Source organism: Methylobacterium marchantiae, assembly GCF_042679825.1.
Classification (GTDB): Bacteria; Pseudomonadota; Alphaproteobacteria; order Rhizobiales; family Beijerinckiaceae; genus Methylobacterium; species Methylobacterium marchantiae.
Genome location: NZ_JBHTND010000025.1, coordinates 34914 through 59466 on the forward strand (window position 1 = coordinate 34914; position 24553 = coordinate 59466).

At 66.7% G+C, this 24553-nt stretch carries 25 protein-coding genes, 1 tRNA gene and 1 pseudogene; 15 read left to right on the forward strand and 12 right to left on the reverse strand.

The annotated features are described in order from the left end of the window. Positions 1–98: 98 nt before the first annotated feature. Entirely contained in the window at positions 99–416 is a 318-nt protein-coding gene (locus tag ACFQ4G_RS16765; RefSeq protein ID WP_238209001.1) for a hypothetical protein, read from the reverse strand. Positions 417–906: 490 nt separating this feature from the next. On the opposite strand from ACFQ4G_RS16765, the gene ACFQ4G_RS16770 reads away from it, so the two are divergent. After that, the gene (locus tag ACFQ4G_RS16770; RefSeq protein WP_238209000.1) at positions 907–1947 is read left to right on the forward strand and encodes a glutamine synthetase beta-grasp domain-containing protein; all 1041 of its coding nucleotides are present in this window, start codon (positions 907–909) and stop codon (positions 1945–1947) included. Positions 1948–2077: 130 nt separating this feature from the next. Here the strand turns inward: ACFQ4G_RS16770 and ACFQ4G_RS16775 are convergent, their stop codons facing one another. Further along, positions 2078–2680, reverse strand: coding sequence for a glutathione S-transferase family protein (locus tag ACFQ4G_RS16775; protein ID WP_238208999.1), 603 nt, complete (start codon positions 2678–2680; stop codon positions 2078–2080). A gap of 77 nt (positions 2681–2757) precedes the next feature. Between ACFQ4G_RS16775 and ACFQ4G_RS16780 the strand changes: the two genes are divergently transcribed. Then, the gene (locus ACFQ4G_RS16780; RefSeq protein ID WP_238208998.1) at positions 2758–3462 is read left to right on the forward strand and encodes a helix-turn-helix transcriptional regulator; all 705 of its coding nucleotides are present in this window, start codon (positions 2758–2760) and stop codon (positions 3460–3462) included. Positions 3463–3483: 21 nt separating this feature from the next. On the opposite strand, the gene ACFQ4G_RS16785 is transcribed toward ACFQ4G_RS16780, so the two are convergent. Then, on the reverse strand, positions 3484–4413 hold the full coding sequence (locus ACFQ4G_RS16785; RefSeq protein ID WP_238208997.1) for a glutaminase: 930 nt from the start codon (positions 4411–4413) through the stop codon (positions 3484–3486). A 203-nt stretch (positions 4414–4616) separates the two neighbouring features. Here ACFQ4G_RS16785 and hrcA point away from each other — a divergent pair, with 203 nt between their 5' ends. Next, entirely contained in the window at positions 4617–5714 is a 1098-nt protein-coding gene (gene hrcA, locus ACFQ4G_RS16790) for a heat-inducible transcriptional repressor HrcA (protein ID WP_238208996.1), read from the forward strand. A gap of 21 nt (positions 5715–5735) precedes the next feature. Here the strand turns inward: hrcA and ACFQ4G_RS16795 are convergent, their stop codons facing one another. Further along, the gene (locus tag ACFQ4G_RS16795) at positions 5736–6737 is read right to left on the reverse strand and encodes an AraC family transcriptional regulator (protein WP_238208995.1); all 1002 of its coding nucleotides are present in this window, start codon (positions 6735–6737) and stop codon (positions 5736–5738) included. A 244-nt stretch (positions 6738–6981) separates the two neighbouring features. Between ACFQ4G_RS16795 and ACFQ4G_RS16800 the strand changes: the two genes are divergently transcribed. Then, on the forward strand, positions 6982–7272 hold the full coding sequence (locus ACFQ4G_RS16800; protein WP_238208994.1) for a hypothetical protein: 291 nt from the start codon (positions 6982–6984) through the stop codon (positions 7270–7272). 191 nt (positions 7273–7463) lie between these two features. On the opposite strand, the gene ACFQ4G_RS16805 is transcribed toward ACFQ4G_RS16800, so the two are convergent. Then, the gene (locus ACFQ4G_RS16805; protein ID WP_379040654.1) at positions 7464–7850 is read right to left on the reverse strand and encodes a DUF1236 domain-containing protein; all 387 of its coding nucleotides are present in this window, start codon (positions 7848–7850) and stop codon (positions 7464–7466) included. After that, positions 7847–8314 carry a hypothetical protein gene (locus ACFQ4G_RS16810; protein ID WP_379040656.1) on the reverse strand — a complete coding sequence of 156 codons (468 nt, stop codon included), beginning with the start codon at positions 8312–8314 and terminating at the stop codon, positions 7847–7849. The genes ACFQ4G_RS16805 and ACFQ4G_RS16810 overlap by 4 nt, the downstream gene beginning before the upstream one ends. Positions 8315–8729: 415 nt before the next feature. Between ACFQ4G_RS16810 and ACFQ4G_RS16815 the strand changes: the two genes are divergently transcribed. The 3 genes from ACFQ4G_RS16815 to ACFQ4G_RS16825 all read left to right on the forward strand — a co-directional run bounded on the left by ACFQ4G_RS16815 (position 8730) and on the right by ACFQ4G_RS16825 (position 11471). Continuing rightward, positions 8730–10091, forward strand: a complete 1362-nt coding sequence (locus ACFQ4G_RS16815; RefSeq protein WP_238208992.1) for an MFS family transporter — start codon at positions 8730–8732, stop codon at positions 10089–10091. 264 nt (positions 10092–10355) lie between these two features. Then, positions 10356–11150, forward strand: a complete 795-nt coding sequence (locus ACFQ4G_RS16820) for a YfdX family protein (RefSeq protein WP_238208991.1) — start codon at positions 10356–10358, stop codon at positions 11148–11150. A gap of 120 nt (positions 11151–11270) precedes the next feature. After that, complete coding sequence (locus tag ACFQ4G_RS16825) at positions 11271–11471, forward strand: hypothetical protein (RefSeq protein WP_238208990.1); 201 nt, start codon at positions 11271–11273, stop codon at positions 11469–11471. Between the two features lie 15 nt (positions 11472–11486). Here the strand turns inward: ACFQ4G_RS16825 and ACFQ4G_RS16830 are convergent, their stop codons facing one another. After that, complete coding sequence (locus tag ACFQ4G_RS16830) at positions 11487–13319, reverse strand: chloride channel protein (protein ID WP_379040659.1); 1833 nt, start codon at positions 13317–13319, stop codon at positions 11487–11489. A gap of 227 nt (positions 13320–13546) precedes the next feature. Between ACFQ4G_RS16830 and ACFQ4G_RS16835 the strand changes: the two genes are divergently transcribed. After that, a tRNA-His gene (locus tag ACFQ4G_RS16835) sits at positions 13547–13623 on the forward strand. 255 nt (positions 13624–13878) lie between these two features. Then, complete coding sequence (locus ACFQ4G_RS16840) at positions 13879–14130, forward strand: hypothetical protein (protein ID WP_238208988.1); 252 nt, start codon at positions 13879–13881, stop codon at positions 14128–14130. A gap of 107 nt (positions 14131–14237) precedes the next feature. On the opposite strand, the pseudogene ACFQ4G_RS16845 reads toward ACFQ4G_RS16840, so the two are convergent. Then, positions 14238–14441, reverse strand: a pseudogene (locus tag ACFQ4G_RS16845) (HEAT repeat domain-containing protein); the annotation flags it as partial. 259 nt (positions 14442–14700) lie between these two features. Between ACFQ4G_RS16845 and ACFQ4G_RS16850 the strand changes: the two are divergent. The 5 genes from ACFQ4G_RS16850 to ACFQ4G_RS16870 all read left to right on the forward strand — a co-directional run bounded on the left by ACFQ4G_RS16850 (position 14701) and on the right by ACFQ4G_RS16870 (position 19349). Then, positions 14701–15843: a transglycosylase SLT domain-containing protein gene (locus ACFQ4G_RS16850; RefSeq protein WP_238208987.1), complete on the forward strand. Its 1143-nt coding sequence runs from the start codon at positions 14701–14703 to the stop codon at positions 15841–15843. A 226-nt stretch (positions 15844–16069) separates the two neighbouring features. Next, complete coding sequence (locus ACFQ4G_RS16855; protein ID WP_379040667.1) at positions 16070–16663, forward strand: response regulator; 594 nt, start codon at positions 16070–16072, stop codon at positions 16661–16663. A gap of 121 nt (positions 16664–16784) precedes the next feature. After that, a complete protein-coding gene (locus ACFQ4G_RS16860) occupies positions 16785–17705 on the forward strand; it encodes a transglutaminase family protein (protein WP_238208986.1) in 921 nt (306 codons plus the stop codon). A 73-nt stretch (positions 17706–17778) separates the two neighbouring features. Beyond that, entirely contained in the window at positions 17779–18585 is an 807-nt protein-coding gene (locus ACFQ4G_RS16865; protein ID WP_238208985.1) for a transglutaminase-like domain-containing protein, read from the forward strand. A 110-nt stretch (positions 18586–18695) separates the two neighbouring features. Beyond that, positions 18696–19349 (forward strand): L,D-transpeptidase, encoded by a 654-nt coding sequence (locus ACFQ4G_RS16870; protein ID WP_238208984.1) that lies wholly within the window; start codon positions 18696–18698, stop codon positions 19347–19349. Between the two features lie 79 nt (positions 19350–19428). Here the strand turns inward: ACFQ4G_RS16870 and ACFQ4G_RS16875 are convergent, their stop codons facing one another. From ACFQ4G_RS16875 to ACFQ4G_RS16890, 4 genes are all read right to left on the reverse strand, one after another. Then, positions 19429–19746, reverse strand: coding sequence for a hypothetical protein (locus tag ACFQ4G_RS16875; RefSeq protein ID WP_238209034.1), 318 nt, complete (start codon positions 19744–19746; stop codon positions 19429–19431). A 158-nt stretch (positions 19747–19904) separates the two neighbouring features. Continuing rightward, positions 19905–20072, reverse strand: coding sequence for a hypothetical protein (locus tag ACFQ4G_RS16880; RefSeq protein WP_238208983.1), 168 nt, complete (start codon positions 20070–20072; stop codon positions 19905–19907). 162 nt (positions 20073–20234) lie between these two features. Continuing rightward, positions 20235–20495 carry a DUF2798 domain-containing protein gene (locus ACFQ4G_RS16885; RefSeq protein WP_238208982.1) on the reverse strand — a complete coding sequence of 87 codons (261 nt, stop codon included), beginning with the start codon at positions 20493–20495 and terminating at the stop codon, positions 20235–20237. A gap of 255 nt (positions 20496–20750) precedes the next feature. Then, positions 20751–21239, reverse strand: coding sequence for a phasin (locus ACFQ4G_RS16890; RefSeq protein ID WP_238208981.1), 489 nt, complete (start codon positions 21237–21239; stop codon positions 20751–20753). 488 nt (positions 21240–21727) lie between these two features. Between ACFQ4G_RS16890 and ACFQ4G_RS16895 the strand changes: the two genes are divergently transcribed. Beyond that, positions 21728–24427: an ATP-binding protein gene (locus tag ACFQ4G_RS16895; RefSeq protein WP_238208980.1), complete on the forward strand. Its 2700-nt coding sequence runs from the start codon at positions 21728–21730 to the stop codon at positions 24425–24427. The last annotated feature ends 126 nt before the right edge of the window (positions 24428–24553 follow it).

Below are 24553 nucleotides of genomic sequence, written 5' to 3' on the forward strand. Positions count from 1 at the left end.
TTCCGGATTGGTCGTCCGGGCTCTTAGGCTCCGGCTCGTTCACCGGCAAGCGCAGGAGGGGGAGGGGCGCGCCGAGCGACGCGCCCCCGCCTCACGTCTCAGTAACGGTAGGCGCGACCGTGGTAGACGCCACGGCGGTGATGGTGGTGATGGCCGAAGCGACGACCGTAGTGGTGGCCGAAATGCCGACCGCGATGGTGGCCGAAGTGACGGCGATGATGACGGCCGTGGTGGCGCCAGTGACCGCCGGCATATTGGACCTGGGTGGCCGCCACGTTGGCCGAGCCCGCGACTTCGGTCGACATCGCCATCGGCGCAGCGTCCGCGCTGCGGGGGGCGCCGAGGATCATCGCGCCCACCAGGGCGACCACGATGGCGAAGGTCTTCGCCATGGCGGACAGGGTTGGGTTCTTCATCAGGGCAGGCTCCGTTCCGAAGGTTGTAGGTGTCACCGACCGCTTGGTGCGGAAGCCCTCTGGAACGCGCGTCCTCGCGGAATGGCCGCACGCTCTGCCTCGAATTTATATTTTTTGTTTTGGGATTAAGCACGGTGCCCGCGGCGGGCTGGCATTCTTCCTAGACGAAGGAAAATTTCATCCTTGCTCTCCGGGTCGGGAAGATCGGCACCGGTGCGATGCCGGTCCATCCAACGTGAAGGCCATACATTCCTAGGTGTTCGGCGCACGCATTGCCTATTCGATAGGCAGTCTTCCCGGTTCCTCGGTTCGCCCCGTTCGGACCTGCCGGCGCGTTCCTCGGCCTCGTCGACTGTCGGGCGCTTCTCCTCAGGATGAGCCAAGGTTCGCTGGCACACGATATGCTAACGGCGAATCCGGCTACGAACGGCCGCGACCGACGAGAGGGGAGACCCGGCCGTCGTATCGCTCAAGGGACGAGAGGCTCGAAATGACGAAGTATAAACTCGAGTATCTATGGCTCGATGGATACACGCCGGTGCCGAACCTGCGTGGCAAGACCCAGATCAAGGAATTCGACGGCTTCCCGACCCTTGAGCAGCTCCCGCTCTGGGGTTTCGACGGCAGCTCGACGATGCAGGCCGAGGGCGGCAGCTCCGACTGCATGTTGAAGCCCGTCCGCCACTTCCCCGACAGCACCCGCAAAAACGGCGTACTCGTCCTCTGCGAAGTGATGATGCCGGACGGCGTCACCCCGCATGCCTCCAACAAGCGCGCCACCATCCTCGATGATGACGGCGCTTGGTTCGGCTTCGAGCAGGAGTATTTCTTCTACAAGGACGGTCGTCCGCTCGGCTTCCCGACCGCCGGATACCCCGCTCCGCAGGGCCCATATTATTGCGGCGTCGGCTACAAGGAAGTCGGCAGCATCGCCCGCAAGATCGTCGAGGAACATCTCGACCTCTGCCTCGACGCCGGCATAAACCACGAAGGCATCAATGCCGAGGTGGCCAAGGGCCAGTGGGAATTCCAGATCTTCGGCAAGGGCTCCAAGAAGGCCGCCGATGAGATGTGGGTCGCCCGCTACCTGCTGCAGCGCCTCTGCGAGACCTACGAGATCGACGTCGAATACCATTGCAAGCCGCTCGGCGCGACCGACTGGAACGGCTCGGGCATGCATGCCAACTTCTCGACGGATCATCTCCGGACGGTGGGCGGCAAGGCCTATTTCGAAGCGCTCATGGCCGCGTTCAAGGAAAACCTGGACGACCACATCGCCGTCTACGGCCCGGACAACCACATGCGTCTGACCGGCAAGCACGAGACCGCCGCGATCAACGAGTTCAGCTACGGCGTCGCCGATCGCGGCGCCTCGATCCGCGTGCCCCACAGCTTCGTCAACAACGAGTACAAGGGCTACCTGGAAGACCGCCGTCCCAACAGCCAGGGGGACCCCTACCAGATTGCTTCGCAGATCCTGAAAACGGTCTCGATGGTCCCCACCGAGGATTCGGCCAAGGCAGCCGCCTAAATCTTAGGCTAGCAACGAGGCAATGTGCCTAGTTCGACATCATAACCTGCCGTGAAATTCACGGCAGGTTTTCTTTTTGCCTTTTCCATGGGCGACTTAAATGCCCGCGTAGCCCTGCTGCCTCCTCACCTCACGCCAACGCGTGCCGGGAGTCGAACTCGGTGGCGAAAGTCGGTCCGGGACGAGCCTTGCAGCGATCGACCCAGGCGTCGAGGATCGGCTCGCCCGGGTTGCCGAACCAGGCATAGGGCGAGTGCAGCAGCATGTCCGCCGCCGTGAAGCGCTCGCCGAACAGGAACGGTCCCTCGGCGAGGGCCGAGACGAGGCGCTGTCTCACCTCCGCGCCGCTTCGAAAGGTCGACGTGATGGCGGGATGCGAGAGCCCGATCGCTTCCAGCAGCATGACCGGCTCCACCACGCCCGAATACCACGCGAACCAGCTGAGATAGGCCCCGCGCTGCGAATGCCCCGGCGGGATGCTGAGGCCCGCCTTCGGGAACAGGTCGGCCAGATACAGCATGATCGCGCTGCTCTCCCAGATCTCGGCTCCGTCATGGACGAGGAACGGCACCTTGCCTTCGGGATGGAGGTTGCCGGGATCGCGCCGACCGGAACCGTCCTGACGGGGGATAGCGACGATCCCGATCGCTACGTCGTCGAGGGCACCGAGTTCGTGCAGCAGCGCGACGACGCGGGTCGAGCGGCTCTTGGAGGAATGATTGAGCGTCAGCATCGGGAGGCGTTCCTGTTGGCGGGTTCGACGCCGCCGTCTATAGTCGACCTCAACTGCCACTTTACGTCAGTTGGACGATGCCCCGGACGGACCGTCTCTTCCGATTGCTCCAGGCCCTGCGCGTACTGCCGGCACCGGTGACGGCGGCCCGGCTGGCGGACGAGACCGGCGTGTCGCTCCGCTCGCTCTACCGCGACATCGACAGCCTCCGCGCCGCCGGGGCCCATATCGAGGGCGAGCGCGGCTACGGCTATCGCCTGGTCGAGGACGGGGCGCTGCCGCCTCAGATGTTCGACCGGATCGAGATCGAAGCGCTGGTACTGGGCCTGTCCGAAGTGGCGCATATGGGAGATCCGGCCCTGGCTAAGGCCGCTGCCGCGGTGCTCGGCAAGGTGGCGGCGACCCTGCCCGATGCCGGGCAGCAGCACCTTCTCCACGCGGTGTCGCAGGTCCGCCGGTTCGAGACGCGCTTCGCGCCCTCGCCCGCGACGCCGGTGATCCGCCAAGGATGTTGGCGCGAGGAAGCGGTGACGATCCGCTACACGGACAGTGACGACCGGAGCACCGATCGCACGATCTGGCCGCTGGCGATCGTCTATCTCGACCGCAGGCTGGTGGTCCTCGCCTGGTGCTGCCTGCGCGAGGCCCATCGGATGTTCCGCGTGGACCGGATCGCCGCCGCCGAACTGGAGGGGACGAGCTACCGGCCGAAACGGGTCGGGCTGCTGCGCGACTACCTCGCCCTGCTGAAGCGCGGACCTTCGGTCGCGCCGAAGGCGTGATGGGTCTTCCCCGGGAAAGAGTCAGACTCCGAAGATCGACCAGCCGAGGCGCTTCGTCAGCATTTCGAGGGCGATCCGGCCGAGATGCGAATTGCCCGAGGCATCGAGCCCCGGTGACCAGACTGCGATCGACGCCCGCTCCGGCGCCACCGCGATGATGCCGCCGCCGACGCCGCTCTTGCCCGGCAGGCCGACCCGATAGGCGAATTCGCCGGAGCCGTCGTAATGCCCGCAGGTGAGCATCACCGCGTTGATGCGCTTGGCGCGCTCCGGAGAGACCACGGAATGTCCGGTCAGCGGGTGACGGCCGGAATGGGCCAGGAAGCGGCTCGCCGTTGCGAGCTGCCGGCACGACATGCCGATGGCGCAGTGGTGAAAATAGACGCCGAGGGTGAAATCGACCGGGTTGTCGATGACGCCGAAGGATTTCATGTAATTGGCGAGGGCGATGTTGCGGAAACCCGTGCGCAGTTCGGAGGCCGCCACCGCCTCGTCGATGGTGATGGTCGGGTCCTGGGCCAGGAACTGCATGAAGCGCAGGATCTCGCCCAGCGCCTCGCGCGGCTGGTGGCCCGACAGGATCACGTCGGTGACCGCGATGGCGCCGGCATTGATGAAGGGATTGCGCGGGATGCCGCGCTCGCGCTCCAACTGAACGATGGAATTGAACGGGCTGCCCGAGGGCTCGCGCCCGACCCTTCGCCACAGCCGGTCGCCGACCATGCCGAGCGCCAGGGTGAGGGTGAAGACCTTCGAGATGCTCTGGATCGAGAACGGCGTGTCGCTGTCGCCGCCCGCCGCCACCTGCCCGTCGGCATCGATCACCACGATGCCGAACGCCTTCGGGTCGACGCGGGCGAGTTCGGGAATGTAGGTGGCGACCTCGCCCCGGTCCTGCCGGTCGGCCATCTCCTCGGCAATCTCCTTCACCACACGGTCGAGGTCTGGCACGGCGTCGCTCATCTCTGCGGGACAGGGGTTCGATGCGCGCCGGCCCGGGACCCGCGAAGACTCGTGGCGGCGCGAAGGCGGCAGCGCAACGCAAAGGGCATTCCGCTTTGCGGCGGCGCGTCTGGGGATGGTGTCGATGCCGCGGCGGTAAAGGTTGTGCGCGGGCGCGGAGCCGGACACAATCGCGGTTCAGGAAGAACCCATTGACCGAACGCGCGCGCCCCTTCTCATCCCAGCAGCAGCTCCAGGCCCTTTCGGCCCTGAACGAGCGCACCCGAGAGATCTTCCGGCAGATCGTCGAGAGCTACCTCACCACGGGCGAGCCGGTGGGATCGCGCAACCTCGCGCGCATCCTGCCCATGGCCCTGTCCCCAGCCTCGATCCGCAACGTGATGGCGGATCTGGAGCATTCTGGCCTGATCTTCGCGCCGCATACCTCCGCCGGCCGCCTGCCCACCGAGATGGGCCTGCGCTTCTTCGTCGACGCCATGCTGGAGATCGGCGATGTCGGCATCGAGGAGCAGGAGCGGATCGAGGCGCAGATGCGTGCCGCCGCCTCGGGCCACACCTTCGAGAGCGCGCTGGCAGAGGCCTCGACCCTGCTGTCCGGCATCTCGCGGGGGGCCGGCGTGGTCCTCACCACCAAGACCAACGTGCATCTTAAGCACATCGAGTTCGTCCGGCTCGACCCTGCCCGCGCTCTGGTGGTCCTCGTCTCCGACGACGGTTCGGTGGAGAACCGGATCCTCGACCTACCTCTGGGCCTGCCGGCCAGCGCCCTGCAGGAAGCCTCGAACTATCTTAATGCCAGGCTCCAGGGGCGCACCCTCGGGAATCTGCGGGCGGAGATCGAGGCCGGCCGCGAGGCGATGAAGCGCGAGCTCGACGCCATCACCGAACGCCTGGTCGATGCCGGCCTCGCCACTACCGTCGGACCGTCGGACGCGCGCCAGCTCATCGTGCGCGGCCAGGCCAACCTCCTCGACGACCTGCGTGCGGTGGAGGACCTCGAGCGCATCCGCCTGCTGTTCAACGATCTCGAGACGCAGAAGGACGTGATCGAGCTCCTCTCCCGGGCCGAGGGCGGCGAGGGCGTGCGGATCTTCATCGGTTCGGAGAACAAGCTGTTCTCGCTCTCCGGCTCCTCGATGATCGCGGCGCCGTTCCGGGACGGCTCCCAGAAGATCGTCGGCGTCGTCGGCGTCATCGGCCCGACGCGGCTCAACTACGCGCGCATCGTCCCGATGGTGGATTACACGGCGCGGGTGGTCTCGAAGATGCTCGATCGGGGCGGCCGCTGAGGGAGACCGGCCTCGGGCGAGCTAGAGTTCGTTGAACCAATCGTCGACGACGGCCCCGGCATCGGGGAGCGAGATCGAAGCGCCGGAGCGGGCCCTCGCCCTGAGCTCGGCGGGCGAGTAGCCGAAAGCCTGTTGGAAGGCCCTGCGGAAGCTGCGCTCCTGGCGGAAGCCGAAACGGGCCGCGATCTCGGTCATCGGAACGTCGGTCTTTCGCCGCGCCGCGATCTCGCGATGTGCCCGCGTCAGGCGCAGCCGCCGGATGACGCGGGCGACGTCGCCGGTCGCGCTCGTCAGACGGTAGAGCCGCGACCGCGACAGGCCGAAATGCCGGCAGATCAGGGCGGCATCGAGATCGGGATCGGCGAGGTGATCGTCGATGAACCGGCGGATCGCCTTCGTGGTCTCGGCCTCCGGGTCGGCGCCGCTCACGAGTTGCGGAGCCGACCGGCTGAAGCAGGCCGCGAGGAGGAGGAGGCTGGCGCGGCCCGCCAGCGCGGCCTTGGCGGGCGTGAGCGTCTCCGGCAGATCGAGCAGGGCACGGATATGCGCACCGATAATCATCGCCTCGGGAGTGTCCGGCTTGAAGACCCGTCCGTCGATCGGATCGACCGGTCCCATCCCGGCTTCGAGGAGCCGGCGCGGCACGACCAGCGCGGTGAAGGTGATGTCTTCGAGGCGATAGTTCGCGGTGCTGGACAGTTTCGTGACGGAGAGTGAGCCGACCTCGAAGGTCATCTGGCGCCGGCCGCAGACACCCATACCCCGGCCTGCCTCGTAACCGTTGAAGAAGACGTGGTCGAGGCCGGGCCGCTTGGCGACCTCTTCGTTGCGCACGAGGGAGAAGGCGGTCGCCGTGATGCGCCCGACCATCACCGGGCCGAGCAGCCGCCACGACGAGTCGCTCGTGAAACGCCGGGCCTCCTCGGGCGTCACGCGGACCTCGCCCGACGTTTCCATGAGTTCCTGCCAGGCGGCGACCCTATAGGCCGCATCACCGTCGATCAGCCGAATGGACTGTCTCACCGTGGCCGAACTCATGGGACCGTAGCCGAACTCATGGGCGGAGATTTCCAGCCGGAACGCCAACGGACAATTCGTCCCAATTTAGCGGAATAACAAGTCGTTTTGTCCGGTCGACCAGCGGACCGATTGACGGCCCCTCAATTCCGATCTCATCAGTCTATTCGAGGTAGCAATCACCGGCGAAGGTGTTTCAGCCGTCGACGGCAAGCTTCCGTATGAGTATTTTGCGTAGAAAGCATGGATCATGGAAAGCTATATTATTAAATTTTTAAAACCCGTCGCGCTTTCGGCGATCTGCGCCGTGTCGGTTTTCTATCTCACGAAGAGCTTCAGCGCTGCATTCGTCGTCAGCCTGGTGCCGTTGCTGCTCGGCTGGCTGGGTATCATGCAAGGATTTGCCTATGGATTGGCCACCGTCGCCTTCCTCGTTTCCGCCGCATGGGCGGTCACGCCCCCTCAGGTCAAGCTGTTCCTCAGCGAACAAGCGGTTCAGGCGGCGGAATCCCTCAACCAGGAAATGAAGACCGGTAAGTAGTTTCGGACGCGTCCCGCCATGTCGGATTCCCGGGTCGCAGGCGCCAGCCCTGCTCGGAGACGGCAAACTTTGGAACGACCGTCCGGGAAGGGGACGCCGGATCCCGGAAAGGCCGATGTGAAAACAGAAGTCGGACGGCCGCCCCGGATGCGATGTCCAGGGCGACCGTCCAGGGACGGCATCGGTCGAGATCAGCCGCGAATGACGTCCACGATCTCGTAGGTGTCGGGATCGACGATGACGATGTCGTCATCGACGAGGACGTAGCGGTAATCCTCGTATTCCGGTGCGATGCGCACGATGTCCGGCGGCAGATCGTAAAGTGTGTAGCTTCGGGCGATGGCGGCACCGACGGTCAGGGCGAAGGCTCCCGCAGCGAGACGTGGCACCCCGCGGCGAAAAACGCTCTGACGGAATTCGGTGCGCTGGGGAGCGCCGAGGCGCCCATAGACACCGCGCACGGCGACGCGATCGCCACGCCCACCCCGCTCGGCGCGACCTGTCTTGTCACCGCGGTCGCCCCGGTCGCGATCCATGCGGTCGCCCCGGTCCGCCCTGCCGTCGGCGCCGTCCTTCATGTCGCGGTCGGCCTTGCCGCCACGATCGCCTTTGCCGTCACGGTCCATCCGATCGCCGCGATCCGGCTTACCATCCCGGTCCGCCTTACCATCCCGGGCCGCCTTACCATCCCGGTCCGCCTTGCCATCCCGGTCCGGCTTGCCGCCCGCATCGGGTCGGTCGCCACGATCCACCCGGCCACCACGCTCGCCACCGGCATCGTCACCACCGCGCCCCATCCCGGCGGCGCCTCCGCGCTCTCCTGCCGGACCGCCACGCTCGGTGCCCGCGCCACCTCGCTCCATCCCGCCTCCGGCGCCACCGCGTTCAGCCCCGGCACCACCGCCGCGCATACCGCCAGCACCTGCACCTGCGCCGCCAGCACCTGGACCACCGGCTCCGGCACCACCGCCGACACCCGCCGCACCGCCGCCCGCGGCGCCTCCACCAGCACCACCGCCTGCGCCGGGCCCGCCTTGAGCAAAGGCCGTCGCCGCGCCGACGACCAGCACGGCCGCCGTCATCGTACTCCGCAAGAGCTTGTTCATGTCGCGTAGTCCATTCCCGTGTGGAAATCTGACGCCATCTGACGTCGATGCGAGGCCCAAACGGAAAGACCAGCGAAACCGTTCCTCAATTTTTGACTATGCTCTGCGTTTTCATGGATCGGTCCGGACATACCCATGCTCAAGCTTGCAGGCAGAGTGTTTTCATTGTGAATCAGCATGAAGCTTTGCTTCAGCGACGATGAGGCCGCGCGACGACCCTGGGGCGAGTGACGGACATTTTCGGTGCCCTGTCAGAAAGCCGCGTTCGAGCTCTTGTGAATTTCGAACCGCTGCTTAACGTCGCCCGCAAGAGGCCCGGAGAGGGGCCCGGGGAAACGGCCGGGAGTTCATATGTCTGATGCCATCGCTATCGATCCTTCGAGTTCCGATGATCCGGATGATCGCCGCCGGCGCATCTTCGCCATCGTTGGCTCGTCTTCGGGCAATCTCGTCGAGTGGTTCGACTTCTACTGCTACGCCTTTTTCGCACTCTACTTCGCGCCCGTCTTCTTTCCCGAAGGCGACGATACCAGCCAGTTGCTGAAATCCGCAGCGGTGTTCGCGGTCGGGTTCTTCATGCGTCCCATCGGCGGCTGGCTGTTCGGCCGCATCGCCGACCGGCTCGGCCGCAAGACCTCGATGATGATCTCGGTGCTGATGATGTGCGCCGGCTCGCTGATGATCGCCGTGCTGCCGACCTATGCCACCGTCGGGCATTGGGCCCCCGCCCTGCTGCTCCTCGCCCGCATGATCCAGGGCCTCTCGGTGGGCGGAGAGTACGGCACCAGCGCCACCTACATGAGCGAGGTCGCGCTGAAGGGTCAGCGAGGATTCTTCGCCTCGTTCCAGTATGTCACGCTGATCGGCGGCCAGCTCCTCGCCTCGCTGGTCCTCATCATCCTGCAGAGCTTCCTCACCGCGCAGCAGCTCACCGCCTGGGGTTGGCGCATTCCCTTCTTCATCGGTGCGATGGCGGCCGTGGTCGCCCTTTTCCTGCGCTCGTCGCTCGCCGAGACCGCCACCAAGGAGGACATGGCCTCGAAGGAATCCGGCACCTTCGCCGCCCTGTTCAAGCACTGGCGGGCGTTCTGCGTGGTGCTCGCCTACACGGCCGGCGGCTCCCTGAGCTTCTACACCTTCACCACCTACATGCCGAAATATCTCTTCAACACGGCGCATATCGACAAGATCACCGCCTCGCAGATCTCCACGGCGGCGCTGCTCGTCTACATGGTGATCCAGCCCTTCTTCGGCTGGCTCTCGGACCGGATCGGCCGCAAGACCAACATGCTGCTCTATAGCGGCCTCGGCACACTGATGGTGGTGCCGCTGATGACCGCCATCGGCTCCACCACCAACCCCTACCTTTCCTTCGGGCTGATCATGATCGGCCTCACGGTGATCAGCTTCTACACCGGCATCAGCGGCATCGTGAAAGCCGAGCTGTTTCCGACCCAGGTCCGCGCGCTGGGCGTCGGCCTCTCCTACGCGGTGGCGAACTCGCTGTTCGGCGGCACGGCGGAGGCGGTGGCCCTCTACCTGAAGCAGATCGGCTCGGAGAGCAGCTTCTTCTGGTACGTCACGGTGATGCTCGCCATCGCCTTCATCGGTTCGCTGATCATGCCGAACCCGAAGCGCCACGGTTATCTCGACGGCGACGGCACCGTCGAGGAAGCGCTGATGCGCAAGTCGCGACGGGTCCTGCCAGCCTGACAGGGCGCCCTTCGGTTCGACGAAACGCACGTGGTGCAGGCGCACCGCGTGCGTTTTCGTTTCGAGGGCGCCAGAATCGAATCCGCCTTTAACGGCCTCCTAATACCGACATCTGTCAAGGATTGTTTGATTAAATGAATCTAACCATCATTTAAGGTGACACCAGCATCGGGCGATATCAAGTTCATGACCGAAGAGAGCTTCGGCGCGGACAGATCTGGAAGATCAGAGGCTAAGGCGCCGCTCGGCTTCAGAGGTATTGCCATGACAAAGACAAGAACGGTCGCCGTTTTCCTTGCCGCAACATCGCTTCTCAGTGGGGTTGCCCTCGCCAACGACGCGGTGAAGGCCCAGGCGGTGGCGCCGATCACGGCCGCACAGCAGGCAGCGGACCAGGATGTCGGGAAACTGTCGAAGGATGGCGCCCAGGCGTTCCGCGACCTGCACCTCGCCCGCATCGCCATCTTCGATGCCGACCCGACTCTCGCCAAGGACCTGATCGGCAAGGCGCAGGCGTTGCTCGCCACGGCCAAGACCGACGAGGCGGTCTACACGAAGGCGGAGGCGGATCTGCGCGCCCCGGCCAAGCATTCCTACGCGGCCAAATCGGCGAATGGCGCCAAGGCGGCGGATGCTGGAAAGTCCACCGATGCGGCCAGGGCGACAGCTCAGCCCACCGCCTGGCTGCCTGTCGACGGGCAACTGACCCTCGGCGAGGACTTCGTGGCGACGCCGGCCAAAGCCGCCGCGGTGGCGACCGCCAACAAGAGCCTGGAGAAGGGCGACCGCAAGGGAGCCGTCGACCAGCTGAAGCTGGCCGGCGTGGATATGAGCTTCGTGCTCGCCGTCGTTCCCCTGAACCAGACGGCGACCGACGTCGACCAGGCTGCGAACCTCATCGGCCAGGGCAAGTATTACGAGGGCAATGCCCTCCTCAAGCGGGTCGAGGACGGCGTGCGCTTCGACGTGGTCGATATGGTCGGTACGCCGCAGAAGACCTCGGCTGCGGCGGCCGCCACGACCGGGACGGCCCCGGCCGCGACCGCGCCGAAGAAGTGACGTCCTGACCCGACCCCGCCGGCGCGGCCTCCTCACCGGGACGCGGCGCCGGTCCTCGCACGGCCGGTCGCCACGCGGTGGCCGGAGCGCAGCACGCAGTCCATAGAAGGAAGCCGTCCCATGGGTATCGGGATCAGTCTCGGGCTTCTGGTCTCCGCGATCGTCACCGGATTCGGGATCGTGTTCGCCTCGGGCCTGGCCGGGCATCCGGTCTACGGACAATTGCCGAGCGACTGGGGCTTGAGCCTCGTCATGATGGGTACCGCGAGTCTGCTCGCCTTCGGATATTTCGGCTGGCGCCGGATCACCGGTCGGGCCTGATCCTGCGGCCCGCTTTCAGTTCGCCTCGCCCATGATCGCCCGGCGCTGCCGGTCGAGTTCCTCGCTGTAGCGCTTGAGCGTGTGGCTCTCGGTGAGCAGCCCGACCACCCGCCGCGAGACCGGATCGTCCACCACCGCCAGCGCCTCGCTCTCGGCGCCGTCGAAGGCCGAGGCCGCCTGTTTGGCGTTCATCCCGGCGGTGAGGAACACGTCGGCGTAGCGCATCGCCTCCGAGAGGGTCGCCGCGCCATTGGCCGTCGCCAGGGCATGGGCCTCGGGTACCAGGACGATCCCGGCATAGCGCCCTCCCCCGTCGACCAGAACCACCCGCGAGGGCGACCCGAGGGGATGGGCCTTGAGGAAGTCGCAGAGCGGCATGGCCACCGGCACGGTCTCGACCTCGCGGCGCATCAGCGCCCCGACGGTGAGCGACCGGATCCAGCCGATATCGTGCGCGCTGCGGATGCTCTCGCCGCGCAGATGGAACCGCCAGGTGGCGAAGGAATAGCCGAAGGTCTTGCGCACGGTGAGGGACGAAGCGATCACCGCCACGAGGACGAGGCCGGTGATGGGAAAGCTGCCGGTGAGTTCCAGCGCCAGGAAGGTCATCGTCAGCGGGCCACCGATGACGGCCACCGCGAGAGCGCTCATGCCGATCACCGCATAGGCGACCGGCGTGAGGCCGAAGACGGTGAGGCTCTGCAGGCCGGACAGGCCGTGGATACCGGACAGGAGGGGAATCGCCTCCGCCATCGACGCGGCGAAGAGCTTGCCCGCCAGCGCGCCGAGGAACAGCGAGGCGAAGAACAGGCCGCCGCGGAAGCCCGAGCCGATGGAGATCGCGGAGGCAGAAGCCTTGGCGACGAACAGCAGCGCCAGGGCGCCGATCCCCATGGCGGGCATGTCGGCATCGAGATGGAGATGGAGCGCGCCGTGCCCGCCCGAGAGGATCTGCGGCGAGACTTCCAGCGCCAGGGCGCCGACGCAGAGGCCGCCGAAGGCGGGCGCGAGGAAGGACGGCAGGTGGCTCGCCCGCACGCCCTGCTCCACCAGGGTGACGCCGCGCATGATCAGGATGCCGAGCCCGGCACAGGCGAGACCGAGGACGAGACTCGGCAGGGTGTCGATGCCGGTGATCGCCCGCGTCGTCAGGGCATCGAGCCCGTTGGCGGTGACGAGGGGACTCTGCGTCACCAGCGCCTTGGCGACGAGGCTGCCGCACAGGGCGGCCACCACTACCGGCGTCAGGGTGGCGATGGAATAGGTGCCGATGATGAGCTCGAAGGCGTAGAACGCGCCCGTGAGCGGTGCACCGAAGGCGGCGGCGATGGCGGCCGCCGAGCCGCAGCCGACCAGGGTGCGCAGGTCCGAGCGGCGCAGTTCGAAGGCGAGGCCGAGCCGCGAAGCGATGCCGGCGCAGATCTGGGTATAGCCGGCCTCGAGGCCCACCGAGGCACCGCTGCCGTTGGAGATCACGTTCTGCGCCGCAACTGCGGCCGAGCCCTTCACCGAGAGCCGCCCCCCATGCAGGGCGTTGGCCTCGATCGGATCGACGATGGGCCGCTGCGGCCTGCCCCGCCAGCGGGCGAGGGAGAAGGCGATCAGCCCGAGGACGAGGCCGCCCAGGGCCGGGCCGAACAGGATCAGGAGCGGCGCCACATCCGTCGACGCGCTGAGCCGTGCCCCGTGCGGCAGCCGGTAGAGAATCTCGCGCAGGGCCTGCGTCGTGAGGCTCATGACCGAGACGGCGATCCCGGCGACACCGCCGACGCAGGCGGCCAGGGTCACGAGGCCGAACTCGCTGCCGCGCACCAGGGCACGCAGGCGGCCGGGCGCCTGAACCAGCATCTGGCCCGCTGGGAAACCGCGCCGCGGCGCGCTGTCTGGCTTCATCGACTGGAAGGGAGAGCTGAGGACGGGAAACGAAGCGGCACCTTACGGTCGGGAGGCGACGGCAGTCGACCCGGTTTCGCCTGCCGCTCGATCGCGGGACCGTGGAGTTTTCCCCATTCTGCATTCCCCGTGCCGACGGCGCTTGAAATGCCGGCGGCCTCGGGATACATCGCAGCCCGAGTGCCGCTGTAGCTCAGTTGGTTAGAGCGCTTGATTGTGGATCAAGAGGTCCCCCGTTCGAGCCGGGGCAGTGGTACCATTCGCCTTCAGGATCCGGTTTCGAGATCGGGTCGATCTGCTTCCCCTTGTTGCCCGGCACTGACGCAGCCTTCATGAGCTTGCGCGACGCCGCGATGCCGGGTGGAGGCCGCCCCAACGATAATTCTGCCGGGCGGATTGTGCCCGGTGCCGACGATGGCGGGGCATAGTCTGGCCCTGCCGATCCATGCCGGTCGGCGACGTTAACCTTTCATCAACCATGTCGCGGGCACGCTGCCTCGAAAGAGGAGAGGCCATGACCGGACGTAGCCGTCGCGATTTCGACAGGCTCAGCGAGGCCCAGATCGCGGCCGGGTTGATCTCGAAGAAGCGCATCGACCCCGCCGTCCTGGTGGCGAAGGATATCGGCGAACTGCTGAACACGATCGACGCGGTGGCGGAGGTTGCCACCGGGGACCGCAGCTTCCTCCATTTCAGGCCGACCGCCCCACACCCTGACGAAGGCCGACGCCAGGACATGCCGCCGCCGATCCTCCGCTTGGTCTGAGCGATCGGTATCCTCGCGACAGCGGGCGATCTGCCGTACGGCCGGCGCCCTCGAAAGTGCGCGTACCGGCCTCGGACCTCCGCCCGACAGCGCCCGATGGCCCAAAGGACGAGCTTACGCACGTCCGGGTCCGGTTTCTCGGCTGCGGGTTCGAGTTGGGACAGGGCACGCGGGTCGGCGATCTCCGCGAGTGCCTCCGCGGCCTCATTGCGCAGGTTACTGACATCCGAATCGAGTGCCCGCCCGAGCGTGCCGATGCCGGAAGTCGCCTTGATGCGTCCGACCGGGGTCCATCGGTGATCCCATAGGATAGGAGACTGACGGCCTCAGACAGCAATTACTTGCCGTGCCCTGCCTTCTGCCGTCTCCCGTTCCTTGCCGCCACCCTAATTCGCCCCGCCGACGGTCTCCTCCCTCCCCCGAAAACCGACGCTTATCCACGGCTCAATGGCCAAGCTGCCGCAAAGCGGACACCGGTGTCACCAGAAGACCACAAGCCTAGCCGTTTTGTCGCCACATCTGTCCTCGCAAATGCGGATGTGCGCCATCACACGGAGACGAGTCGATCAGATGCGGGGTCAACAGGTTGGATCATCACGGATAGCCCCTCCCCCGCGCCGCTTCGGCGCCGGCGGTGATACGGTGTCGTCCTCCGATGCACTGACCCTCAAGACCCGCGTCGGCCGCGACCATGGCAGCCGCCCCGCCATCACCCGCTCGCTCTTCGCGATGACACTGGTCGTCGGCGGTCTCAGCGCCGTCGTCCTCAACGGCACCGGTGCCGGCGGCTTCGGCGCGGTGGTGCAATCGGCTCAGGCGATGACCGAGCTCTCGATGCCCAAGCCCAGGATCCACTCGGCGGTCCCGGCGGTCCTCGATGCGCCGACCGTCCTCACCGCTTCCTCGGCCTTCGCTCCCGTCCACGACCTCGACACCGAGATCGGCTCCAACGCCGTCGACCGGGTGTCCTACGATTATCTGCTGACCGAGAGCGCGGTCGGCGACCCGAACGACATCCTCGAATTCGGGCCGATGAAGATCCGCCGCCACCTGGTGCAGAAGATCGTCCGTGCCGCACAGGCGGTGCAGACCGACCCGGTCCTGCTGATGGCGGTGGCCGACAAGGAATCGAGCTTCATCACCGAAGTGCAGGCCAAGACCTCCTCGGCGACCGGCCTGTTCCAGTTCATCGAACGGACCTGGCTCGGTGTCGTGCGCGATTTCGGCCCGAAATACGGCCTGACCCAGGAAGCCGCCCTCGTGGTCTCCGGCGATAACGGCAAGCCGGCAGTGACGGATGCCGCCGAGCGGACCCGCATCCTCGAACTACGGCGCGACCCCTATCTCGCCGCCCTGATGGCGGGCGAGATGCTGAAGCGCGATGCGGCGCGAATCGCCCTGCGTATCGGGCGCGAACTCACCCTCGGCGAGGTCTATCTCGCCCACTTCCTCGGCCCGGACGATGCCGAGGAATTTCTCGCCACCGTGGTCGACAAGCCGAAATCCGCCGCCGCGCAGATGCTGCCCGGCCCGGCGCGTGCCAACCGCACCATCTTCTTCGCGGCACAGCGCGGTCGCCGGAAGGCGGCGAGCCTCTCGGTGGCCCAGGTCCACGAGAAGTTCGAGACCATGATGAGCACCCGCGGAGCCCGCTACCGCGACGTCCGTTCGCTCTCGGGCGTTATGGCCTATGCCGACGCCTCGGCGGAGTGAGCCGAGGCGAGTTCCTCTCGCTCGCCGATCCGCGCGCCTCGCGCCAACGTCCCGCCTGGCCGGATCGAACCAGTCGTCAGCGTGTACTTGTTGACTGCCGGAGAGCAACTGACGCCGAAGTCCCGACGTTGAGCTTGCGGCCGCACGCCATGGTGCGGGTGCGAATTACGAAAGTCGGAGGGATGACGTGCTCGACCCGAAAAGCCCGTCTAACCATCGCTCGCCCATTCCCATCAAGGACAGGTCGGCGACGCGTGCCAGCCAGGACACGCTGGCGCCGGGTCTCGCCTTGGATCAGATCGGCGAAGCGCTCGCATCCTTCTACGACGACCTGATCGCCGAAGGCATTCCCGAGAACCTCGCCGCCCTCGTGCGCCAGGTCCACCAGCCGGAGCCGGTGAGCGAGCCCGATCCTGTCGCCGCGGCGCCGATCCGCAAGTCCGGCCGCATCGCTCTGGTGGTCGAGGACGATGCGGCGACCCAGGAAGTCGCGGTCTCTCTCCTCGACGAGACCGAACTCGAGGCCGTCGGATGCGCCACGGCGGAAGAGGCCCTCGCGGTGATGCGCGACCGGGGCGGCGACGTCGCCCTCGTCTTCGCCGATATCCAGCTCTCCGGCGTAATGGACGGGCTGCAACTGGCGCGCGCCGTCGCCATGCTGTGGCCGACGGCGCGGATGGTGGTCACCTCGGGACGACGCTCGCCCCGTCCCGACCTGCTGCCCGAGAGGGTCGTGTTCATCCCCAAGCCGTGGCGGCCCCAGGACGTGTTGGTGGAGGCCGAGCGCGCCACCAGCGCTCCCCCTCCGGCGGTACCCTGAGGAGCGCCCCGCTTCGTGGGGGACCCGGAAGAAATCACGGGCGGAGAGGGCCTTGGGCGCACCTCTTGCATTGCATCGATACGAGAGAGTGGTACCGACCGGTGCCGCGGAGCCCGTGAACGTGCCGATCCTGTCCGTCCGTCACATCACCACCTACCGCTATCGACAGCCCGTGGGTCTGGGCGAGCACCGGATCATGTTCCGGCCGCGTGATAGCTACGACCAGCGCCTGCTGGCCGCGACCCTGAAGATCACGCCCGAACCGTCCTCACTGCGCTGGCTGCACGACGTGTTCGGCAATTGCGTCGCAGTGGCGACGTTCCAGGGACGGGCCTCCTCCCTGACCTTCGAATGCTCGATCACCCTCGACCACACGCCCGAACTGGCGCCGGAATTCCCGATCGCGCCGCACGCGGCCTTCTACCCGTTCGGCTACGGCGCCGACGACATGCCCGATCTCAGCCGCTCCATCGAGCGTGAGCATCGCGATCCGAAGAACGAGGTCGATGCGTGGGCGCGCAGCTTCGTTCCGCCTGCCGGCCGCATCGGCACGCAGGAGTTGCTCGCCGAGATGACGCGCCATGTCCGGCGCAACTTCGCCTATCTCGCCCGTTCCGAGAAGGGCGTGCAGGATCCCGTCACCACCCTGCGCCTCAAGCGTGGAAGCTGCCGCGACTTCGCGGTGCTGATGATCGAGGCCGTGCGTGCCCTCGGCATGGCCGCCCGTTTCGTCTCCGGCTACCTCTATAACCCCCGCGGCGATCGCGACCGCCATGTGGGCGGCGGCTCGACCCATGCCTGGGTGCAGGTCTACCTGCCCGGTGCGGGCTGGATCGAGTTCGACCCCACCAACGGCATCGTCGGCAACCGCGACCTCATCCGCGTCGCCGTGGCCCGCGATCCGCGCCAGGCGGTGCCCCTGCACGGCTCGTTCTTCGGGTTCCCGGCGGACGATCTCGGCATGTCCGTCAGCGTCGAGGTCGACGAGGTCGAGGCGAGCTCTCTCGAACAGCGCACACCGGATCCGATGCTGGTGCGTTGACGGCGAACAGACCCGGATCGCGTCGGACGCGGACGGGTTCAGATCAATACGTTTTGCATATGGGGCCACGACGATGAAGATCAGAACTGGGTTCGACATCGCCTTCGAATCGGTTCAGCCGACACCCATGATCCTCGAATTGAGCGTGCATCCGTCACGGATGCCGGACGTGATGACCCCGCACGTCATCAGCTTCAATCCGCCGATCCCGTACGTGGAATACAGGGACGTCTACGACAACATCTGCACGCGCATCGTCACACCGGTGGGCCGGCTCGACATTTCGGCCGATTTCACCGTCTACGATTCGGGCCTGCCCGACGAATACGCTCCGCATGCCCAGCAGATCGACGTGCAGAACCTGCCTAACGACGTCCTCGTCTACCTGCTGGGGAGTCGCTACTGCGACACCGACAAACTCTCCGAGACCGCGTGGTCGCTGTTCGGTGGAACGATGCCGGGCTGGTCGCGGGTGCAGGCGATCTGCGACTACGTCCACGACCGGATCCGGTTCGACTACATGTGCGCCGATGCGACCCGCACGGCCTGGGACGGCTTCATGCAGCGCCAGGGCGTCTGCCGCGACTTCGCGCACCTCGCCGTCGCCTTCTGCCGCTGCATGAACATCCCGGCGCGCTACTGCACGGGCTATCTCGGCGATATCGGCATTCCGCCGGTGCCGGACCCGATGGATTTCTCGGCCTGGTTCGAAGTCTATCTCGACGGGCGCTGGTACACGTTCGATGCCCGCCACAACACGCCGCGTATCGGGCGCATCGTCATGGCGCGCGGGCGCGACGCCACCGACGTCGCGATCACCACCAACTTTGGGTACTCGCACCTCGCACGCTTCGACGTGCATACCGACGAGGTGTTCTAAGCTCGCAAGCTCACGTTAACGAGATGTGAAATCTGCAAAAGGGGGTGGAACCACTGGCCTACGCCTACGCTTGTATAGCAAAGGTTACCGCACAGGTAAGGCATTCCACCATGAAGACGATGGCCACCGCTCTTGCAGGCATCCTCGGTGCTTGTGTTCTCGCTTCCACCCCCGTCCTCGCCGCCTCCTCCTACGACCCGTTCGGCACGGGTGGCGACGATTACTATCCCGAGACCGAGTACAGCCAGCCGGCTTACGACCCCTACGGCTACCAGGGTACGGTCGGCCAGGGAGCGCAGGCTGCTCCCCAGGCACAGGTCGCCCCGATCCCGCGCGAGATCGTGAGCTTCCGCAGCGAGTACAAGCCGGGGACGGTGGTGGTCTCGACGGCAGAGCGACGCCTCTACTTCGTCCTCCCGAATGGCGAGGCCATCCGCTACGGCGTCGGTGTCGGTCGCCCGGGCTTTACTTGGTCCGGCACCAAGACCGTCACCGCCAAGCGCGAATGGCCGTCATGGACCCCGCCGGCCGCGATGATCGCCCGTCGCCCCGACCTGCCGCGTTACATGGCCGGCGGTGTTGAAAATCCGCTCGGCGCCCGCGCCATGTATATCGGCAATACCGAGTATCGGATCCATGGTTCGAACGAGCCCGACACGATCGGTCAGGCGGTCTCCTCCGGTTGCATCCGCATGACGAACGACGACGTCACCGACCTCTACGAGCGTGTGAAGGTCGGCGCCAAGGTCGTCGTGCTGAACTGATCCGAAACTCCTTCGGACAAAAAAAAGGCCGCGTCATCGCAGGATGACGCGGCCTTCTTTTGTTATCGACGATCGGCGCTTACGGAACGACGCGGCCGACAGCCGTCTGAGCCGGGCTGAGAGGCGCCAGCGGCAGGTCGCAGAAGCAGCGGACACCGAGCGGACGCGGTCCGGGCAGCGGGCAGGAATAGGGCTGCGGGCCGGTGATGCCCGATTGCACGGCGTCGCAATTCAGGCCGACGGCGCGGCGAGGCGGCGGCGGGCCGCGATCGTCGTAATAGCGGCGGGGCGGCGGACGGTCGTAGCCGTCATCGTAATACTGCGCGCTGGCAGCGCTGGCGGAAAACGCACCGGCCAGAGCGAGGGCTATCGGGCCGAGACGCTGGGCGGAGCGCATGAAATCAGGTCGCATGGAGGATCGCCCTCTTCGACGAGCCCGGAAGCCGGGCGGGGCGCCAGCGTTAAGAGACCGGCCGCCGGGGTGCAAGCGCGCCTTCGCACGTGCTACCCCGCAATCGATTGCGAGCGATGACGAATCGGTCGGATTCGGGTCGCTCAAAGAACCGTGAGAGAAGCGATCGGCAACCATGCCTCCTGCTCGTCACCATCTACGTCGCCGTCCACGAACCAGCGACACAGGGCCTTGTCGCCGTCGATCTCGATCACGCTCATGGTCGCTTCGTTGTCGTCCGACGCGGCATAGTCACCGATCTTGATAGCCACCGATCATCCCGTCCCTACTGTCCGCGCTTCCTCGAACCACGGATGCGGGGCTTCTGCCAAGCCCGACCCCACCCCGTCGGGAGCGACCGCACGTGATCTCCCGGCCACCATCCGGTCGCCTGGGATAAGGGTTCATCCGGAATGGAACGCGAAGCCCAGGGCCTATGCCGGCCGGACCAGGAAACCGACGATGCGGCGCACCAGCGGCAGAACCAGAAGGAGCGTCGGGAACGCCACGGCCCAGGACAGTGCCCACGCCGATGGCCAATGCGCCAGGAAGGCCGCATCGGGCCCGAGCGCCTTGTAGGTCGAGATCGCAGAGACGACGAACGTCATCAGCACCGATAAGACCAGCGGCGTGACGAGCGACTGGCTGCGCGGAGGAAGACATCCGCGGAGGCGAAACGATTGCAAGCGGTTCATGATGACACGACGTCGGGACCGTTTTCCGGCGGCAACATCGCTGCCGTCGGGATGACAGAGCGGGTGAACGGATCAATTGACGTCGGACGATAACGGCACGTGCTTGCCAGGACGCGTATACCAGTCCCGTCAGCGGCTGAATGGCGGAGCATCTTCGATGCCCGCCCGTCCATCAACGGAAGAGCCCGCCCCGCCGGATCGGCGGGACGGGCCTCCTCACTGGACGGACCGCGTCCGTCCGAGCACGATCAGCATTCAGGAATTGGCGTTGCGGATGGCCTGCTCGGCATCGGCGCCGGCCTTGCGGGCAGCTTCCGTGCCCTGCTCCATCGCCTTGCGGGTGTTTTCGGCGCCTTCCTGCATGGCGGCCTTGGCCTTCTCGGCGCCCTGCTGCATCGCACTCTGGGCGAGACCGCCGAATTCCTTGGCCTGAGCCTGGATCGCGGCGAACTGGCTGCGAACGAATTCGGCCTGATGCTGCATGGCCTCCTGCAAGTCGCGCGAACGGACCAGCTTCTGGGCGAGGTCGAAGGCGGCGTTGACGTTCTGCTCGGCGAATTCGAAGCCGCGGGCGGACACGTCCTGCGCGCTGGTGCGGGCGGTCTCGGCGGAGCCCTGGACGGTATCGGCGGTACGACGGGCCGCACCGATGAAGGAATCGAACGCCTTGCGAGCCTGATCGACGCTCTTCTCGGCGAAATCACGCATTTCAGCAGGCACTTCGTAGTTCGGGGTGTTGCTCATGTCTCGTCTCCTCTGAACTTGCTTGTTGATCGTTTGTTGTGCGCTGCACAATAACACATCGTCCGCCCTATGCCACCCTCGGGCGCAGCATTAAGGATGACAAAAGGTAAACGCGCACCGGCGACGCTTGGTGTCCACATCGGCGGCGCGTTGCGGTTAAAAAAGGTCGCGAATCACGAGCGTGTCACGCGAAACGGGTGCGAATGTTCGAAAAAGGGGCTGAAGAATCGACGTCCGGCGCCGAAACGGACGTCTGCGATCTCGTTCGGCGGTGGAGTGGCGATTCGCGTTTCGGGACCCGCCTGAGCGCGGCGGATGCGGCATGGCTCGTTCTGGATGGAACAGCCGAGAGGATTCTGCTGGCATCCCCCGCCGTGGAAGGTCTCGGGCAGGCCATCAGCGCCGGCGGCTCGGGGCAGATCGCGGAAATGATTCGGCTCGGCGAACAGATCCGTCCCCGTGGGCTGGCGCTGGATCGGCCCTCGCTGATGAAGCTGCGTTTCGATTCGCGTCGCCTAGGCCCGGCGACGACTTGGCTGGTCCTGAGGACCAAGGACGGGACGGGACGCAATCTCCTCGTCCTCGCACCGATGGAGCGCCTGCCGAGCCTTCGCGCGCCCTCGCCGAAAGCCGCGGCGCCGCTGGCCGCGAGCGTGCGGCCGGCGGAAGCCGTCCCTTCGCCGGCCGAAGATCAGCCCTCCCCCACCGGGCGCGTCGTCTGGCGGAGCGATGCGGATGACAGGCTCACCGACATTTCAGGACCGGCCGCCACGTCGATCCGGCCCGCCTTGATCGGCAGGACCTGGGCCGCCCTGTCACAGACGCGCACGCTGATCGATGCCGAGGGGCTCCTCCTCGCCCTGGCCCAACGCCGGACCTTCCGCGCGATCTCGGTGACACTGCGGAACGATGGGGCACCATCCGCCCTGGACCTCGACATATCGGGCACGCCGATCCAGCGCGCCGGAACCGCCTTCACCGGATTCAACGGTTTCGCGCTGGTTCGGCCCGCCTCGTCGCCGCCGTCTGACGGGCCGGAGGCGCAGCCGGAGACGACGCCATCGCCGCAGCCTCCGGCCGAGCGGCCCGACGGTGAGACGGAGAGCGATGGGAACCGGATCGCCGATACCGCCATGGGCATGGCTCCCGTCTTTGCGCGGTCCGAAGCTCTCGGACCGTCCGAATTCTCCCAAGGGTCCGCCTCGGAGGCAGCGATCTCCCTGCCCGTCGCCGAAGCCTGGACCGGGTTCGTCCCGGACCGGGTGAGCGTGGCCTCGCCAGAAGACGATACACCTGCCCTGCAGGTGATCGCTTCGACATCGGAAGCGCGGCCGGAGTCGACCGATCCCGTCGCCGAGCCGTCGCCGACAGCGTCCGAAGACACCCCGCCTCTCGAAGCAACTGCGCCTTCTGACGATCTCGCACCGTCTCCAGTGATCGTGCCGTCCGAGGACGGCGGATGGGCGATGTTCCAGAATCCCCACCTGTCCAGTCACGAACATGCGGCGTTCCGCGAGATCGCCCGCGCCCTCGGCGCCCGCTTCGAAGGGGATGGCGAGGACTGGGAGGCCGCCCCGCCGGCGGGAGACGGCGAAGAACGCTCCGTGAGCGGATCGGTGACCCAGTTCCCCAACGCGATGATACGACCGGTCGAGCTGGCGCCCGACGGGCCGAGCCCCGAGGTGACGGCGACGCTGGAGCGGCTTCCCGGCGGGGTCCTGGTCTATCGCGGCTGCAACGTCCTGTTCGCCAACAGCCGACTGCTGACGATGGCGGGGTTCTCCGAACTCAGCGATCTCGCGGCGCGGGGCGGAATCGGCAGGCTGTTCGCCGGGCTCGTGCCCCATGATCGCGCGGCGAGCGATGCCCCCGCCATCCTCACCACCGCCATGGGCGGCAGCCTGAGCGTCGACCTGCAGGCATCCGAGATCGACTGGTCCGGCGCACCGGCCCAGCTCCTCCTCGTCCGCGACGCCCTCTCCGGCGAGCCTGCCCGGGAACGGACCGCCCTGCAGATCGCCGATGCCTTCGCCGGAGCCCGTGCGGCCGACGCGCAGGCAGTCCTCGACACGATCGAGGACGGGATCATCACCCTCGACCGGAATGCGCGGATCATCGGGCTCAACCGCAGCGCTGCCGCCACCTTCGGGCTCGACCCGCGCGAGATCGTCGGTGCGGGCATTCTCAGCCTGTTCGCGCCGGAGAGCGCCGTCGACGTGCTTGCCAGCGTCCACGGCGTCGCCGGCCCGGCGGAGGCCGTCGCCGATGAGGCTGTCGGCAAGCAGCCCGTCCCCGACGTGATCGGCCGCACCGCGTCCGGCATGCTGCCGATGCTGATCAGGGTGGCGCCCCTCGCCGGACGGGACGATGGACGGATGGCCATGACCGTCCGGGACGTGCGCGCCGCCCGGAGCGTCGCCGCCGAAGCCTCGAATGCCCGGCGCGCGGCGGAATATGCCAGCGCCCGCAAGTCGGACTTCCTCGCCAGGATCAGCCACGAGATCCGCACGCCGATGAACGGCATCCTCGGCTTCGCCGACATGATGCTCGCCGAGCCGTTCGGCCCCCTCGGCCACGAGCGCTACCGCGACTATCTCGGCGACATCCACGCCTCGGGTACCCACGTCCTCAGCCTCGTCAACGACCTCTTAGACCTCGCCAAGATCGAGGCCGGCCGGCTCGACCTGACCTTCTCGGAAGTGCCACTCAACGACGTCGTCACCCATTGCGTGGCCATGCTGCAACCCCAGGCGATGCGCGACCGGATCGTCGTGCGTACCAGCTTCTCCAACGACCTTCCCATTCTCGTCGCCGACGAGCGCTCGGTGCGGCAGGCCGCCCTCAACATCATCGCCAACGCGATCGCGTTCACCGAGGCCGGCGGTCAGGTCATCGTCTCCACCACCATGGCCGATCGCGGCGAGATCGCGCTCCGGGTCCGCGATACCGGCATCGGCATGACGCCGGACGAGGTCGAGACCGCCCTCGAACCGTTCCGGCAGATCGCCGTGGCCGGACCGCCCAAAGGACGGGCGGACGGACGGAGCACCGGGACCGGCCTCGGCCTGCCTCTGACGAAGGCCCTGGTCGAGGCCAATCACGGCCGCTTCCGGATCGAGAGCCGGAAGGACGAGGGCACGCTGGTGGAGATGCTGTTCCCTCCCCAGGCGGTGACGAAGACGGCGTGAGCGCGACCGCGTGATTTTTCGAGGCGGTCGCGCCTCGTCTCCCGGCCGGGCATCTGGCATCATCGCCCCGGCCGCGGGCGGTGCGTCACGCTCGACGAGCGGTCACCGAGGAACGGCCCCGATGCA